Annotated in this window: 7 protein-coding genes; 1 reads left to right on the top strand and 6 read right to left on the bottom strand. The window is 42.7% G+C overall.

Translation table 11 applies throughout. From position 1 onward, the window contains the following. Window positions 1-1,601: 1,601 nt before the first annotated feature. The 5 genes from HZB59_09655 to HZB59_09635 form a co-directional block, all read right to left on the bottom strand. Window positions 1,602-6,152 (bottom strand): VCBS repeat-containing protein, encoded by a 4,551-nt coding sequence (locus tag HZB59_09655; protein MBI5021691.1) that lies wholly within the window; start codon window positions 6,150-6,152, stop codon window positions 1,602-1,604. Between the two features lie 304 nt (window positions 6,153-6,456). Next, window positions 6,457-9,354, bottom strand: a complete 2,898-nt coding sequence (locus HZB59_09650; protein MBI5021690.1) for a T9SS type A sorting domain-containing protein — start codon at window positions 9,352-9,354, stop codon at window positions 6,457-6,459. A 22-nt stretch (window positions 9,355-9,376) separates the two neighbouring features. After that, window positions 9,377-9,664 carry a hypothetical protein gene (locus tag HZB59_09645; GenBank protein ID MBI5021689.1) on the bottom strand — a complete coding sequence of 96 codons (288 nt, stop codon included), beginning with the start codon at window positions 9,662-9,664 and terminating at the stop codon, window positions 9,377-9,379. 218 nt (window positions 9,665-9,882) lie between these two features. Beyond that, entirely contained in the window at window positions 9,883-10,551 is a 669-nt protein-coding gene (locus HZB59_09640; protein ID MBI5021688.1) for a response regulator transcription factor, read from the bottom strand. A gap of 58 nt (window positions 10,552-10,609) precedes the next feature. After that, window positions 10,610-14,041 (bottom strand): PAS domain-containing protein, encoded by a 3,432-nt coding sequence (locus tag HZB59_09635; GenBank protein MBI5021687.1) that lies wholly within the window; start codon window positions 14,039-14,041, stop codon window positions 10,610-10,612. Window positions 14,042-15,108: 1,067 nt separating this feature from the next. Between HZB59_09635 and HZB59_09630 the strand changes: the two genes are divergently transcribed. Then, on the top strand, window positions 15,109-17,529 hold the full coding sequence (locus tag HZB59_09630) for a carbohydrate binding family 9 domain-containing protein (GenBank protein MBI5021686.1): 2,421 nt from the start codon (window positions 15,109-15,111) through the stop codon (window positions 17,527-17,529). A 159-nt stretch (window positions 17,530-17,688) separates the two neighbouring features. Here the strand turns inward: HZB59_09630 and HZB59_09625 are convergent, their stop codons facing one another. After that, complete coding sequence (locus tag HZB59_09625; GenBank protein ID MBI5021685.1) at window positions 17,689-18,852, bottom strand: NAD(P)/FAD-dependent oxidoreductase; 1,164 nt, start codon at window positions 18,850-18,852, stop codon at window positions 17,689-17,691. Window positions 18,853-18,973: the final 121 nt, after the last annotated feature.

Here is an 18,973-nt window from a genome sequence, read left to right as displayed (position 1 = left end):
ATTGCAGTCCTGCAATCCAACCTTCGGTTTTTGATTCAAGCAAAATAACATCTTCAGCAGATATTCCTAATTTTAGTTTTTTATTAAACAGAATAGAAATATCATTTACAGAAAAACTTAGGTCTGACGAACGTAACTCAACAAGTTGATGCTGGCTTCTTAATCGTGCAATAGGTAGTTTTGGATCCGATCGGGTTAGGATTACAATATGTACTTTAGCGGGAATATGTTCCAATAAATAGCTAACTAATTTTAAAATATCGGTACTCTCGATCAAATGAAAATCGTCAAATACCAATAAAAAGTTTTTATTAATCTTAAGTATCTCGTTGATTAACAGACTGACAATTGACTCGCAGGATGGCCTGTTTGGTGATTTTATCAACTTGAGAGCGCTTTGTCCAAATTCTTTATTAATATTTTGAATTCCCGAAATTATATAGCTTAAAAATTCTACCGGATCATTATCGGCTTTATCTATTGAAAACCATGCTGTTGGAATATTTTGTTGATTGATCCAATCACTTAACAGGGTTGTTTTACCAAAACCGGCGGGAGCAGAAATTAGTATTAGTTTTCGATCTAGCCCAATGTTCAATTTCTCATGAAGTTCTGATCGATGAACTATATTATTTCCGGCAGGAGGTATATGTAGTTTCGTGAGAAGCATATATGTAAATTTACAAATGTTTTAATCATTTATCAATCATTTTGAAAAGCACATTAATCTTGCCCCCGATTTTAAGATAGAATGAAAAGCCAGTACAATTAGAGAAAATGAGAAGCCCGGGATAAAACAAGAAATCAGGAAAATTAGAAGATTTGATCAACATTTCAAGATGTAGGCAGTCCGTTTAGTAAGCGAAAGATGTCGTAAAGCAACCGAAGTCACCTGAGATTTAGGAATTTCTGTTAATTCGATCTACCATAGCGATCTCGTATATTACCAACCACAACAGGTGAGATATCGACTCTTGGAAGAGTATCGGAACGGATATCAAGGACGAAAGATGTGTCCGACAGCCAAGGTATCGGTAAGCAGAGATCTTGTGAAACTAGAATTTTGCTATATTGGTAAACTTTGGAAGGTTTTTTATCTCGGACGCAGAATTGTTCATATTTAGCTAAACTTAATGTAAATTTTCTATAATTGGGTAGAAAAAAAGCTCTTCCGGTAATGAGATTATCTTTCTATCATGTGCATCGCGTGCCCCCGCTACTGGATTTGGGCTCTGAAGAAAATTCAGAGCCTTTTTTGTTTACTAACCCCGCTACTAAAACATAGGAGTCCAGCAAAGTGTCGGATTTTTTTGTTTTTATTGTTTGGTGATGGACAATTGAATTCCTACTGAACACTATCATCCGTTGCCTGCAAGAATAGAATCACAATTCCATACGTCGTAAATTTTATAACCTGCCCTACGAAAACTACTTTTACCTAAAAAAATTGGAATTGTCAAATATTGATTTTGTTCCCACCATCATTATCGTTTTAACCACGAGAATAAAAAACGGCGCCACCCCTCGCTTGGCGCCGATTGCTTCGTTCATGAAATCACTGATCTCTCATGCACACACAAATTGGCTCATAAGATTGCCAATCATTTCAGAAGCAATAATTTCTTTGTGTCGATAAATGATCCTGCTTGCAAACGATAGAAGTAAACACCGCTGGAGAATTTACTTCCATCGAAGGTTGCTTCACGATATCCGGCATCTTGCACCTGATCAACGAGTACCGCAACACGCTGACCCATTATATTGTATACGCTCAAAGTAACATGCGATTGTACAGGTAACTCATACTGAATAACGGTTGTTGGATTAAACGGATTCGGATAGTTCTGTCCCAATGTAAATTTCTTTGGGAGTTCCTTTCCCGGGAATGCAAGTATTCCTTCATCCGGCGGCGGCGGCGGCAATTCATCGGTAAACAATATTTTAGCCTGATGGGATGTCCTCGTCTCCATGCTTTCTTTTAATGCTATTATTCCGTCTAGATTTGCCTTGACCCAATATGCACTACCTGGTTGAATCGTGTCTGACACATAATAACTGTTGTGATAACCAAAAAATTTTGATACCGCTAAAGACTCAGGATAAAGAATAATATCCGATCTCGGTATCGGGCGACTTGTTGAGCCAATCATGTTCCATCCCTTCATAACAGTCATAGTACAATCAGGGAATTCAATAATTCCGTCTATTTGAATAGTTTGTGGTTCATCAAATTTCAACCAGTACCCTTTGCCTCTTTCAAGCGTATCTTTCATAAGGTAACCGCCTTCATAAGCAAAGGCGTTGCTCGCTGCCGTTGGAAAGAGTGCTGACTTACTAAAATCCGATACAAGAACAGGAACAGAGACCATGTTCCACCGCTGTTGAACGTTAATTGTCGTTATAGTTCCGATGCAGTTGGAAACAGTGTTGGTTAGAACAGGAAAATTGAAATCAAAATAGATTGAAGCGCTATTAGAAATGTTGGTGCCATTTGGTAGCGACGATTTCGGTGCAACCTGGAACCATACAAATCCATGACTGCCGGGTTCATTGACATTGCTGTCGGGTAATAGAATATTACTAAACGTAAACCACAACTCTCTGCCGTTAACAATTTGATAAGTGTATGGATGACTGCTTGCGCCAGTTTGTAAAGTACTGAGGTCAAGATTTTGGTCAAGTATATCTCCGATGACAATGGTAAATGCAGTATCAGTACCAGTGTTCTGAAATCGAATCTGATATGTTAATACATCATTGTTACTTACAATGTGGCTGGAGCCAACTCCTGTCGGTGCAACGGCTTTGTCGTTTGGATCCCATGATCCTCGGACAACTTGTGTTTCACATGCAGTATTATTCTGTGGCGCAACATCTTCTATTGCGGGCTCGATTGTTGCACAGCTTGTCAGCGTTGTGCCCAGTGGTACGATTTTCACCTGTCCAACAATAGTAATCCATCCAGCATTACCCGGATTTAACGTACCTACGTTCCATGTAACAGAGTGCGTGCTTGAATTGTAAGTACCAGAGGGATTGCTTGAAACATAATTCACATCCGCTGGCAATGAGAATTTTACCGTAATTGAGTTGACAGTAACCGAGCCGGCATTCGAATATGAGATAGCAAACTGTTTCTCAAATCCAGGTCTAGCAGTTCCTGCTGCAAGTTGAATTGTCAGGTCTTGTACACCCGCTGCGAGCTTATTGCCGAAATTGAATCCTGTTTGATATTGACCCGGAAGCAATGTTACACTATAACTTCCAGAAACGGGACATGTTTGTATCCATCCATTTTTCAACACTTCGCTTAGTGTATAATTGCCCTGTGGCACGTCTGAAAAGCAATAGTATCCACCGGAATCCGTTGTTGCATAGTAACCCAATGGGTCGAGTTTAATCAACCAGCCGCCGAGACCTGTTTCATTAGTGTCCCGCTCACAATCTCCATCGAGGTCGAGAAACTTTGTTCCGCAAATACTTCCATTAGGTACTGTTCCAAGGTCTTCAATACAAATTCTATCTACCTGACCTGTAGAAGTTGAATCACCATGGTTAACCGAAGACTGATTCTCTGCACTTACAGTGACATAGTAATAATCGTTATCTGCAACCCAAGTCATTTGGGGTGAAGTAATCCATGCGGTAGAATATGTCGGCGATGTGAGTGCCATTTCAATTCCACCTACAGGTCCCAGCAGTGGTCCGACGGATGCACGGACTTTAATTGAAACAGGATAGGGACGATTATTATTTGGCGGAGCCCATTTGTAACAGAGTTGAATTCTGTACAAGTGGTCTTTCTTAATATGTCCGCCCGACGGTAGTTGTTGCTGGATTGCTTCTCCAACAATTTTATTTCCCCACATATTAATGAAACCGATATCTCCGCATCCGCTATCAATGGCTACATCAGGTGTACGGTATGCACTTATCCAGTTGCTTACCTGGCCCGGAGAGGGCATGGCTCCTGGCATTAATCCCGTGGTAAAGTCACCATTTTGAAGAATATTTCCAGGACAGAATCCCTGCGGAGTAGGTTGATTTCCGAAAATAACAGTCACGGTTTGTCCAGCACCAACTAGAACTTCTTGACACGTGGGAGTTGTCGGTGTCCACCCTACTTGAAGAGTTTCACACAATGTGTATGTGCCTGTGGGTAGATTCGTCAAGCAGTAATTTCCTGTTGTATCGGTAATGATGGTACCTGATACAGGTCCAGAATAATTGATAATCCAGTTGCCAATTTTTGTTTCCGTGGAATCAAGTATACCGTTACCATTTGCATCATTGAACTTATAGCCGCAGATGGAGCCGGTCGAAGGCAGTGGTGTTTTGCACTTCCCTGCACTCCCGGCGTTGTAGATACTCGAAATATCATCCTGCGTGAGAACACGATTAAACAACTCAACCTCATCCAAATATCCATTGAAGAACGATCCCGGGTTAAACGATTCAGAGCCGATGCATACATTACCTGAATTAGTGAGGGAGCCGGTCCGATCGAGCGGGCTTCGCGTCCTGACTAAGGCGCCATCAATATAAAACGAAATGAGACTGTCTCGATCTACCGTTACGCTGACAAAGTGCCAGGCACCATCGGATACGTTCGGATCAACTGGGTCTACACTATAATTCGAGAAGGAAGGATTCCCAATACCATCGGCTAACTGTAATGATAGGTGTCCCTCATACAGAAAGAACAAATAGCCCACATACAGTTGAGAACTATCGTGCGTACGTTTATCTATAATGGAATATGTACCAAAGAGAGTACTATCTTTATTCAGGATCCAGGCATCAATCGAAAAATCTCCCGTCCCAAAATTCTGCGCATCAATAGATGGTGCCAAAACATACGGACTGCCTACCGAAAGGTCGAACGCCCCACTGACTTTTCCACTCGTATATGCGGCAGTTCCATGGAGTGTACCGTTATTATGATTTGAAGAAAGATCATTGGTGTTGTTATCGCCGGACCACCAGCCGACCATGCCTGAAGGAGGCGGTACGCATTGAGTTGCAGGGCAGACCGTCTTGTTCAGGAGGATCGAAACTCCGCCCATCTTATTTGTTACGGCAAGGTCTAACGTTCCATCCTTGTTCAGATCATCGATTGCGACAGACGAAGAATTTTTCCCACAGTGGAAATTCATCGCCGTACCGAATGAGCCAGTTCCATCTCCCAAAAGCACATAGACATTTTGGCTGGTATATTGGGCTGTCCTTGCCATGGCAAGGTCTAACTTTCCGTCACAATTCAGATCGCCGATTGCAACTGAGCGTTGACCTCCTGGTACACTGAAATTTTTTGCCGCCTGAAATGTGCCGTCCCCATATCCCAACAGAACAGAGACGTGATTGCTGCTAAAATTTGCCACGGCAAGGTCTAAAAAACCGTCTCCATTCAGATCCCCGATTGCCACTGAGAAAGGGTATGATCCCACACTGACATCTGGTGCTGACAAGAATGTGCCATCTCCGTTTCCCAACCGCACAGAGACGGTGCCGTTGTAATCATAATCTGCCACGGCAAGGTCTAAGAAGCCGTCTGCGTTCAGGTATCCGGTTGCCACCGAGATTGGCCTTGTTCCCGCGCTGACATTTTGTGCTGGCAGGAATGTGCCATCTCCGTTTCCCAATAACACAGAGATGGGGCCGAGGCTACTAAAATTTGCCACGGCAAGGTCTAAGGAGCCGTCTCCATTCAGATCAGCGATTGCCACTGAGTAAGGACCTACTCCAGCGCTGAAATTTGTTGCCGCTCCAAATGAGCCAGTCCCGTCTCCTAACAGCACGGAGACGTTACCGCTGCTTGAATTTGCTACAGCAAGGTCTAAGAAGCCGTCTCCATTCAGATCCCCGATTGCCACTGAGCGTGGATACGTTCCTGTATTGAAATTTTTCGCCGTCTGAAATGTGCCATCTCCGTTTCCTAATAGCACGGAGACGTTACCGCTGCCTTCATTTGCTACAGCAAGGTCTAACTTTCCGTCTCCATTTAGATCCCCGATTGCCACTGACATTGGGATGTATCCCGCAACGTAATCTACCGCTGGTGCGAAGCTGACTTGTGCAAACAGCGAAGAGTTAGTCGTGCCACTTACGAGAATGCAGATGACAGCGAGTGAAAAAACGTAACGTAGCTTCATGGTAAAAACTCCTATAAAATCGTTAGTAAAATAGTGAATCTATTTTGGGTTTTGTTTTTCATAAACCACTCCAAAGTATATTATGTATTAAACAATGAACTACCCCGCCGCAAGCAGCGGGGCATCGAAAAAGAAATCTTAACCGCCCCAAGGGGCGGAGTATTGAACTCTCGCCCGCCTTTGGCGGGAATAAATTAAACGGTAGTTCAATTGTCATTTTTAAAATTCATAGTTTCACCTGACGAGAGAGTTCCTCAGCTATCGTAATGTCGAGAAACTCTCTCTCAGCAAGTTTATAGATTTGTTATTTCAACAACACCATCTTCTTCATATCCAAAAAATCTCCAGCGCTGAGCTTGTAAAAGTACATTCCGCTTGGAACATTATTCGCATCCCAGGTAACGGATTTGTAACCGGCTGTCTGTAACCCGTTCACCAATGTCGCTACCTCCTGCCCAATAACATCATATATCTTCAGCATCACATATATATCTGCCGGAAGCTGATAACTGATGACCGTGACCGGATTGAACGGGTTTGGATAGTTTTGAGAAAGACCAAATGTTTGCGGTCTCAAATCTTCCGCATCAGGTGCCGGAGAGAATGGAGGCATCTCCGATGTCGGTTGAATTTTTATCTTATTACTTGCCGAAATGTTTGCCAAGGAAGAAGATATCGTAAGCGTTCCAGACTGGTTTACTTTAACCCAATAACCTTTACCGGGTTCAATAGTACTGACAGTTTCGTAACTTCCGTTATAACCAAAGAACTGTGAAGTTATCATGTTCGATTGAGTAGATGTTATCTTCGAAACATCTACCGGGGACGAGATTGATCCGATTAGATTCCAACCAGTGTGAACTGTAACCGTTACATCAGTTGTTAATCCTCCGGTCATCGATACATCTTGCGCATTGCTAAATTTTACCCAATATCCCACACCGCGTTCAAGTGTAGTCTGTGACTGATAATCACTCACATAACCGAACGCACTGCTTATTGCAGTAGGATATATGAACGATTTATCATAATTGTTCATAGTCATCGGAACAGATACAAGATTCCACCGATTGATATATGATATCTGCATTGTTGTACTCAATGGTGTAACGGATATTGGCGGTGATGCCGGACTTTCATTGCCATGTATATCAACTGCAATCACTGTATAAACATTAATTTTGTTCGGTATCATCGCATTATCGGTATAACTCGTGTCAGATGTTTCACCAATTTTTTCAGTCGTTTGCTTTGCCATTAAAGAGGTCTCAGTGGTGCGATAAATATCATACCTCATAATATCAGGATTATCCGGATTGTTCTGCCAGGCGAGTGTTACAGAAGAGCCTGTTTGAGATTTTATTATCGGCGAATTCACCAATGCGGATGGGGCAATATTATCTACCGAATATCCGCTGTCCGGATTCGAATCCCAAAATATGAACGGATCAGCTGTTTGTGCTGAGACAAAGAATTTATAATACGGATTACCAGCACCGCTAGAATCGGATGGTGTGGAAGCTGTGTAACTGTAGTGTTCAAGATAATGAGCCGTCATATTTCCTACCCATTCCCAGTATGTTCCACTGAAACTGCGATATCCTTTACCAGAAAAATCTATTGACATCATTTCCGGAGTTATAAGTTTTAATTGTTTCATCGATACACTCATATTAACTCCGCGCCAAATTGAATAATAAGTGATAACACGGTTGGGCGGTACATCCAGGCAGGATTGATTCCAGGCAACTGTTACTTTTCCACCCTGGTCGTTCGGGACATCTTTCACATCAACCAATACCGGAGCTCTGCAGTCGCATGAACCAATGGTAAACGGAAGACTATACGACCAGCCACCATTCCACTCAACATCGTGGATAAATATCTCATAGGAACCGGCAGGAAAAAGTGGTGGAATATTCCAGGAAAAGCTCCCGTCGTTCGGGGTGCTTGCCGAAATTGTTGCGGCGGTTGTCTGGGCGTTCACATCCCGTACTTCGATGGAAACATTGGCGATGAGAGGATTTACAGACCATGAGATTGTATGTGTTTCTCCAGCGCACCATCCCGGATCAGGCGGGTAGACGGCAAATGCCGGCGGTTCGTTTACTACTGACGTTCCACCTGCGCCAACGCAAACCTGATTAGGCGGAACAGACGTATCTTCCATCGCCGCCGAGGCAACAGCATACAAATCACTTGTGGTATGGCTATTGCGTTTTGTCCAGTTGATGCCATCGGGTGAGGTCAATATCGTCCCTCCGCTGCCGCAAATCGTCAGTCCAACAATGAGAGAACCATTGAAACCAATCCCACTCTCAATACTATTTATACTTTCAGATGTGCCAGTTGATACGAGGGAAAATGTGGCGCCAAAATCTGTTGTACGAAGCAGAGTGCCGTCACTGTTGCCAAGATGACCTTCTCCCGGTGCAATTGAGGGTCTGACATTTGATGTGGATGAGTTATGGTTCTCCATCATGATATTTGAAAGCATTCTACCGGATAATCCCGTGTCTGGATTTAATGTCCATGTAGTACCGCCGTTCGTTGTACGCATAATAACTCCATTTTCACCTGCTGCCATACCGGTGTCAGGATTCCAGAAAGTAATTGTGTTAAGTCGCGATAAGGTGGGGGTTATTTGAGTAAACCATGTTTTACCTCCATCGGTCGATTTAATAACCACACCGCTATCACCGCAGGCGTAAACTACATCGGGATTATAATTCGCTCCATCGTCGGTTATTCCCCGTAAGTTGAGGAAGGTGGGGCTGGATATTTGTGCCCATGTAAAACCGCAGTCGGTTGTTTGGAAGATTTCGCCGAGATCACCAACCAGAAGACCTTCGCACGGCGTTGGCGTGTCAGGACCTCCCGCTGCGATGGTTTTATTTGAACGGGATGAGTTATGGCTCTCGACAGAAAAGAGTTTTCGCATCTTACCTGCTACAACCACACTGTCAATCATAGTCCAGTGTTTTCCGCCATCGGTTGTATGGATAATAACTCCCCCGCCTGCCGCAAAGCCCGTGTCCGCGTTGAAAAAAGAGACTGTTCGCAGAGTGTTGCTTGTTCCGCTGGTGGCGGATGCCCAGTTGTCGAGTGTATCCTGGGCAGATGCAGAGACAGAAAGCAGAAACGTAATTAGGAAAAGTTGTATTAACAACCAATGCTTGTTTGTTACAGATGAGAAGAACATAATCAATCCTTTCTTTGATGTTTTATATGCTTTCTTCTAAAAATAATTGCTTTGTTACATTATAGTTTTCACCTCCAATGGTGGCGGTGATACGAAATGTATAATCACCTGCGCTTAAATCGAGCTTGTTGAATTTAATCATGTGTTTTCCTGCTTCCATAGATTTTTTTTCAAAAAGCAACTTAACTCTTGTACCATTTTCATTGAATACTTCTATAGTTACATACGCATCTACGGGCAAATCAAATCCTAATCCCTCCGGCTTCACAGGATTAGGATATACGATTTGCACCACCAGTTCTTTTTGCATTTACCTTCTTTTCAAAATCATTTTTCAGAAATACAGCTATACTATTATAGCAGACGCACGCCGGCTAATCAATCGTGAATTCAATGATTTTGGGGTTGGAAATTAATGATAAGAAAAGATCAGAAACAGAATTATAAGAAATATTGGAAAGTTAAAATTGAATTATGGGATAATGATAACCATACAGCTTTGAGAAACTATACGCTGGATTTTATTAATTACAACTGTGTTATACCTTCGCGAATTGCATATTTTGTTAATTCGGCAATGCTGTAGAGTTTGAGCTTTTCCATGATGTGTTGTTTATGTGTTTCAATTGTAGTAGTACTGATCGACAATAGTCCCGCTATGTCCTTTATGGATTTCCCTTCAGCAAGAAGTTGAAGAATTTCACGCTCTCTGGCAGTAAGGATGGTTGCCGGTTTCTTTTTGAAATTTGATTGTAATTGATTCACAGTATTTGTTTTGAGGATATAGTCGTCCACCACAATTCCGGCTATATCGGGACTGATATATGTTTTATTATTTTGAATTGCATGAATCGCCAATGCAAGTTCGTCGGGTGCGGAATCTTTTAGAAGGTATGCTGAAGCACCGGCGCAGAGCATCTCGGATACAATATTTCGTTCAGTGTGCATTGAAAGAGCAATCACTTTCACATTTGGAAATTCTTTTTTGATGTACCGCGTCGCTTCAATGCCGTTCAAACCGTTCATGCTAATATCCATAATAACAATATCGGGATGATGTTCGCGAACCAGCTCAATAACGGTTCTTCCGTCCGATGCCTGCCCAACTACATTCATTCGCATTTCATGTTCGATAATTTTTTTTAATCCTTCTCTTAGGATCACGTGGTCATCGGCGAGGATAATTCTTGTTTTCACATTCGTTCCTTCCATTGTCTATCGAGATGTTTTCTATTATTAAATGAGTTTTCAATTATCATCTCTGAAATCCATTATTCAATTTATTTATTGGAATATATATAGCAACCCGCGTACCTTGCTGTGGTATGGAAATTATATCGATCTGCGCTCCGATATGGCCCATTCGCTCAGAGACATTTTTCAAACCAAATCCGGACGCGGTAAATTTATTAGAAAGCGCTTCGTCCTTATCGAAACCTATTCCGTTATCTTCTATGGACATCCGAATCTCGGTATCTGTACAAGAGATTATAAATTTCACCTCACTTGCGCTGGCATGTTTGATGATATTGAATAATATTTCTCTCACTGCATAGTACAATAGAACTTTTATTTGCGGCTCAAGAGAAACTTCGATTTCATTGCATTCAATGGTTAGACCGATATGGTGCGCTGTCATCATCTGCTCTGCAAGCATTTTCACCGCTATATCGAATCTGACATCCTGTAGAACCGGAGGGCTCAGTTCAAACGTTAGCGAACGAGAATCTTTTATCGCATTATCGAGATTTCTGCCCACTTCAGCAAGTTGTTCCTCCATTTCTCCGGCGATACCCGATTTCAATACCTCCCTAAGTGTAATTTTCCCGACTGCAAGATGCTGTCCAATAATATCGTGAAGATAAACCGCCATCCTGCGCCGCTCACGTTCTTCTGTTTGAACAAGTTCTGTAGTAAGGTGCTTTTTATGTTCTTCGTCTAATTTTTTCTGTGTAATGTCGTGTGCCGCTCCATAAACATATTCAACGCGCGTATGTTCTGTATTCCAAACTGGGCGCATTTCATTGTGAATCCACAACACACTTCCATCTTTTGCTATACATCGTGTATCATAGCTTGCTGACTCGCCCCGGATCACGCTCTGCATTATTTTAAACCCCTCTTCAAGATCTTCTGGGTGAACCAATCGAGAATGGAAACCAGGTGATCTCCACTCCTCGACTGTATAGCCGTATACTCGTGTAACGGATTCAGTAATCCAAAGAATAGTCCAGCTTCCATCTTCTTCAATGCGGTTTAAATAGGCATAGTCGGTGGCAAATTCTGTAATGATGCGGTAGCGTTCTTCGCTTTCCCGAATGGCGATATCGAATTTGCGCTTTCGTATAATAGCACTGGTAATAACAAAAATAAATGCGATCACTCCTGCAAAAACTGAACTTATAAAATATCCATTATAATACCATGGCTGAGGAATTGTGAAGACAGTCTTCTCCCCAGCAATACGGAATGCTCCATAAAGATTTTTTGCCTGCACTTCGAAGGTATAATCTCCCGGTTTCATATTGCTGAGGACAACACCGTTTTTTATTCTCCATTTCGACCATTCACCATTATTCACCCGATAACGAGTTTGAACGTTCAATGGATCTAATTCTCCCCAGTATGTCAGCGCTTTCCATCCTTGATGGGCAGAAAATTCCTCAATGTATGGGTGTTCCATGACGATCTTCGGAAGCGGTGAGGTTGCCGCAGTAAGATTGAGCATGGCGATGCCCCGTCCTTTAGTTCCGACATATATCGTATTACCTTCAGGAAGAACGGGCCAAAGATTTACAAATGAAAGTCCTGATTCTCTTCCATATCGTAACCAGGTTCCATGATCATAACATCCAAGCCCTTCAGTTGTGGTATACCACACACGACCCGTGCTATCAATGTTTATGTCCCAGATATTATCTCCAATGGTTCCTTCTATGGAATTGAAATATTGTACGTCCCCAAGGCTATCTATGCGCCCGATACCTATCGACTGATATGGACCTGGAGGGTAATTTGATCCGAACCAAACCGAATTTTCTTTATCAACCACAATTGAGGTGATTCTGTTTTCCTTCAATCCCTTTGCAATAGTCCAGTGCGTCCATGTTCCATTTCGAACACGTTGGACAGTGCTACTAATCCCTGAGCGATCCTTGCTCGCCGAAGCGGTTGAATGTTCCACGGAAGGAATCCATCTACTTATTCCGCCGAAAGTTGCAAACCATAACGCACCATCCTGTCCTTCAACAAAATCGTAAACCCTTCCGTTAATGAGTCCCTCTTCTACTCCCCATTTTGAAAATGATCCTTCGTGGAAGCAAAGAGTTCCCGGCTGTTTTTTATCTTGCGCGTTTTTTCCCAATCCTAAAAACCAAAGATTGCCCTGAAGATCCTTGCGAATTTTATGAACAAGAACTGAATCGTCAGGAGTTCCGATTGTCACATGATTCCAACTTCTCCCATCGAATCGGAATGCTCCCATAAACGAAAAGCCGCTCCCAATCCAGATGCTACCCTCTGCATCTTCCTGCAAGCCGGTAACATTATGGATAGTAGTGTTACCAATATTTTCCCAAAATGTAACTGTCCCGTTCGGCTGGCGTCGTTCTATTCCTCCACTACTAGCAATCCAGAAACTTCCATCCTTCGCCATTATGATGTCGTGAACAGTGTTTCTCGAATCAAAGATTGGGTACGTTATCATTTTCCAGGGTGACATAGAATACCGGTACACGTATAACCCATTCATCGTACCAAACACGAGATCGCCATTGGCTCGGAACTTTACAACTGTAATATCATGAATGCGCGACTCAACGGACGGTAACGATTTCCAGACTCCATGCTCTCTCCACCTTATCTCTCCTGTGCGGTAAACAATAATTGCTTCGCCATGAGGACCGATATCCATCGCTTGCGCGAACGGGAAATGTTCAGTGGTACTGCGTTTCGGCAATGAAGACGCGTTCCATTCCCACACTCCTCTCATTTCATACGGAGTTTCAAATTGTATGATTCCCTCTCCATTTCTATTCTCCGCCACTAACATTACATTCAGCGAAAACCTGCCGGCGGGTATCATCAGATTAAAAGAACGATTATCCATGCGATAGAGTCCTGTTTTCAGATTCAACAGCATTGCTCCGCTTACTGTATTTTGTGCATACAATACCTGCTCACGTGTCAGGTTATCATGAGGAGTAAACGGCAAGACAGATCCATGGTCGTAAGAGAATAGAGAATTATCCGAGACTAGAAGCATTTTCCCTGAACTCAAACTGTACACATCAAAGTTATCTAGTCCGGTAATAATTTCCTCGTAACCAGATTTGTTCAGTTTAAAAACCTTATATCCGCTCCCGGCTGGTGAAGCTTTCACAAGAACACAGTTGTTATCTGCACGGTGGAATCCAAGAGAACTATTCAAGAATTGGCTGTCTGCACTGTCGACTTTTCTCCATTCGAAACCATCGTACCAAACAGGCGAGCCGGCAATTACCCACAATGTAGAATCATCCGCTTCGATGATATCCCGGATAGCATTCGAGGGCAATCCCGACTCAGTTGTAAAATACGACCAGTGGTTGGGATCATCAAATGAATAACCTTGTGGAAATGCTGGTGTAGGCACGACCAACAATAGCGAACTAACTACAATAAGTTCCCAAAAATATTTTGCAAACATTCTACATTTCACAAGTGGAAGAATCAATCTTTTTCTTATCGGAATTTCAAGGTTTAGGATTCCAAATCAATCCCCGAATTTTTTAATAAAATCAAGATATGTATTTATGAGATAGGATTCAAGATTATTTTATCCGATACATCCAATTTATTATCCAAATTAATTAATACGATCGAATTTGTTTTGGGGTGGGCTCCAAATAGTCTACGTTATAATGAAATCTATCCATTATTCCTTCAATTACCAATGTACCAGCAATCGGAAAAAATCAAATGCCCGATATTTTGAATTTTAAGATTCTCGATTGAATTAGCATTGTTTTAGTTTCGATGGATACTCATAATAGCGCACTCTCGCTACTTCAACGACACAAGAATTTTAATCATCAAATGATGGTTAGGATTTCTTGTTTTAATATGCAAACTTGGAATTATGGCATAAATCCAATTAACTAATTTAAATTTGGATTGCTTTTTGGGGGAAGAGAAGACTGAGCTGCCCCCATATAATATCCCCATTAGATTAACAATCACATCCTGTTCAGGTACAATTGGTTATATGAACAGAAAGGCATGTCACTGTTCCAAAAGCGAAAAATTTATGCAAAACCTCTCCAAAGAATTCTTAAAATCTTAACTCACTAATCGCGATAATCTCATTCTTAAATTGTGTTGGCGCAAAACATCGTGTGCCCCCGCTACAAACTGTAGGGAATATCCCATTGATTGATTAGTCAATGGGATTTCTCGTATATAGCACTGGCCTCTGAAGAAAATTCAGAGCCTTTTTTATTCCTTATCTCACAACTACAACTATAGAAAAATTCTAAGTTATAATGATTAGCATTCTGCTTCTGGTGCTCATGACTTAATACAAATGAACCTGTCATTGATGAATGACATAAGAAAACACCTGAAGTACCAAATACAGTAGTTTTACTTGCAGCGGGCACAGATAATTCATATACGCGTATCATTGCTTTGGCTTTTTGTATTTCAACCAACCAATTAGTATTTTTACAACTGTTTCTTAATCTCCAATTTGTTACTAGAACACGGAATTTGTACATGCATAAATATTTTGTTACCATCAGTGCAATTGTTTTTGCAACAGGCATCATCATGGCAGGCGATAATTCAGTTACTATCCGGGCTGTCAGAGTCACTTCGCCACCCCGCGTAGACGGACTTCTGAAAGATGAAGTATGGAAATTAGCATCACCTGCAGATCACTTCATGCAACGCGATCCTGAGGAAGGCAAACCCGCATCTGAACGAACTGAAATCCGGGTTGTATATGACGATGAAGCGCTGTATTTCGGTTGCATGTATTATGATACTGAACCGGAGAAAATCGTTTCCCGGCTAACCCGTCGTGACAATGAAATTGAAAGTGATTGGGGATCTATCCGCATCGATTCGTATAATGACCACCAAACCTGCTTTGAGTTCACGTTTAATCCATCCGGTGTTAAAGCTGACATTATCCAATATGATGATGGCGAACGTGAGGACGAATCGTGGGATCCTGTCTGGGATGTGGAAACATCAATCCAGCCAAATGGCTGGGTTGCTGAGGTAAAAATACCGTTCCGTATCCTCAGGTACAAATCGTCATCCGTAGAGACAAGTGAAAACATATGGGGAATTAATTTTCTCCGCACTATCAGCCGGAAGCAAGAATCTGACCGGTGGGCATTTACGCCAAAACGTGAAAGCGGGTTCATCTCTCGATTCGGTCATCTCGCGGGAATAGAACACCTGCCCGACCCAAAACCGATCGAAGTTCTTCCATTCGTTACCGGAAAACAGATCTACGATCCGGCGACAAGTGTTCGTGATCGGCAGCAGAAATTTTTCGGAAACGCCGGTGTCGATTTGAAGTACGGTATCTCAAGTAACTTTACTTTAGATGCCACTGTAAATCCGGACTTCGGGCAAGTGGAAGCCGATCCGGCAGTTTTGAATCTTTCAACATTCGAAACTTTTTACCCGGAGAAGCGTCCGTTTTTCATAGAGGGGACACAGATTCTTCACTTCACCACTTTTGGCGGTGATTTCGGACCGGGGATGTTTTATTCACGCAGAATTGGACGTGCACTTTCTATGGAGAGTATTGAAGTACCGGATGGAGGACGAATTGTAGATTTTCCTCAGAACGTAACAATTCTTGGTGCTGCAAAACTCACCGGGAAAACAAGCGATGGTCTATCAGTAGGCATGATGCAAGCTTTCACGCAGAAAGAAAATGCTATTGTCGCAGACTCATCAGGAATGACATCGGAACAACTTCTCGAACCGTTTGCACATTACAACGTAATCCGGCTAAAGCAGGATATTCTGGGACACTCGAACATTGGAATGATGGTCACTTCGGTGACGAAGAAAAATCGAGCACCTGCTTTCACTAACGGGTATGATTGGAACCTTAAGTTCGGTGAGAACGCATACAAACTTACCGGATTTATTGCACTATCTCACACAACCCTTCGTAAAGGTGAACGAGCGACAGGATCGGCAGGAAAGATTTCATTCAGTAGAATCGCAGCGGAACACTGGATGTGGTCAGTATCGACTGATTTCACATCGAGGAAGTATAACATCAATGATGTCGGCTTTTTTTTCAGTCCAAATGATCTTGGCGGTGTTGCTGCAATCAAGTACAAGGAAGACGAGCCGGGAGTTCTTTTCCGAAACTACAGCGGACAAGTTTCATATCACCAGCGGCATATATTCGAAGGAGAAAACATCACACGCCAGGTAACAGTGAAAGGGAGTGGATTGTTAAATAATTACTGGCTTATCGACGCGGAGCTTGAACGTGATTTCGGTTTGTACGATCATCGGGAAACGCGAGGAAACGGACTCTATCTGAAACCATCAAGAAACAAAGCAAAGCTGGAAATTGAGACAGATGAACGTCAAGCGATAGTTGTTGATATTACTCAGAGCTTAGCAACAGATAAAAAACATTCCACTACAATCAGCTCGGGCGTTGGTGTTGGGATAAAGCCTTTTACATGGATGGACTGGGAATTCCAAACGGAATATCAACGGGAACGAAATCGAGAAGCTTGGACAGAAAACTTAGGGGCATCTTCTATCTTCGCTGATCGCAGCACTGACAGATTCGATTTTACACTTCGCACTTCTCTAACCTTCACACGTGAGCTATCGCTCCAGTTGTATAGCCAACTATTCACGGCGAAGGGACATTATGTGAATTACCGTCAGTTGATCGGGACAGACAGTTTCATACCAGCAGTGGGTTCGTTCAGTCATGACTTCAACGAGCAATCCTTCAACATGAACTTTGTTCTTCGGTGGGAGTATCTGCCGGGTAGTACGCTTTACCTTGTCTGGTCACAAGCTCGAGGAAACGAAGATGAAGAGTATTTCACTTCATTCGGCAGTGAATTTAAAGAGGCGTTCCGGACAAAACCCTCAAACGTTATTTTACTTAAACTAAGTTATTGGATGAGTTTGTAAAAAACTGATTTGCTCAAATTCTGAAGTATCTGGTTCTTGAAAAGGGAAAAGAAGTAACTAATTCCAATCGGTACATAATAAGGAGGATGGTCACTCCATCAACTCCTCGCTCGGTTTCTCGGTGTTCGTGAGATTCGTTTCCAACTTGCACGTTCCTGCTCATACATACTGTCCCGCCACAAATCCTGAAGCCCACGCCCATTGAAAATTATATCCGCCCAAATGTCCCGTAACATCCATAACTTCGCCGATTACAAACAAGCCGGGGACGTTCCTTGCTTCCATCGTTTTGGATGAAAGCTCGTTTGTATCAACACCGCCGCAGGTAACTTCCGCTTTAGAGTATCCTTCAGTGCCTTCTGGTTCCATCTTCCAGTCATGAAGTTGAGCGGCAATCGATGTAATCTCTTTGGTTGAGCAGTGATGGAGCGGCTTCAACCATCCGTATTGCTCACACAATTGTTTTGCCAATCGTCTTGGTAAAATTTCTGAAAGCACCGTTGAAAGCTCCATGCCGGACCGTTGTTTATCTGTGAGTAACTTCAGAAGATCAACGTCAGGTGACAGATTTATCGAAATCGTATCTCCACGGTTCCAGTAGGATGATATCTGGAGTATCGCGGGTCCGCTGAGACCGCGATGAGTGAACAGGATATTCTCCCTGAATTCCTGACCGTTGCAACTGACTATGGCTTCAAGTGAAACGCCGCTAAGCCCGATGAAAAACGAAACATCTTCTTTACTAAACGTTAATGGGACAAGCCCCGGCGTCATTTGCGTGATCTTCAATCCAAACTGCCGTGCGAGCCGGTAACCGAAATCCGTCGCACCAAGCTTCGGAATGGACAGTCCGCCCGTAGCGATCACCACCGAATCGGATTCAAACTCACCTTTGTTTGTTCTTACTACGAACCGGTCTCCCTTGCGCACATCCGATATCTGGCAATCCGGTACAATTCTTACGCCGGCATCGTCACATTCCTTCTGCAACATGGCAATAATCTGACGCGATGACTGGTCGCAGAATAACTGACCGAGTTTTTTTTCGTGATAACTTATTCCATGCAGTTTAACAATTGAGATAAAATCATCTGGGGTAAACTGTGCCAGCGCCGACTTGCAGAATTGGGGATTCTGTGAGATGTAATGTTCGTGCTCGGTCACCATATTTGTGAAATTACACCTGCCTCCACCTGAGACGCGTATCTTCTCACCAATTTTTTGATTCCGTTCGAGCACACAAACCGACCTGCTACGCTTCCCCGCTTCGATAGCACACATGAGTCCTGCTGCCCCCGCGCCGATTATGATAACGTCATACATGGGGAATTCATAAGAACAAGATGTTTTTTTTGTTTATCCGGAGTGGATACATAGTGTTTCCAAAACCGCACCAAACTAATTAACAACATAATTCATTTTCCTCAATTCTTCTGTCGCCATT

The sequence above is a fragment of the Ignavibacteriales bacterium genome (assembly GCA_016214905.1).
In the GTDB taxonomy this organism is placed as follows: Bacteria; Bacteroidota; Ignavibacteria; order UBA10030; family SZUA-254; genus PNNN01.
This window is presented reverse-complemented; position numbering and strand designations above follow the sequence as displayed.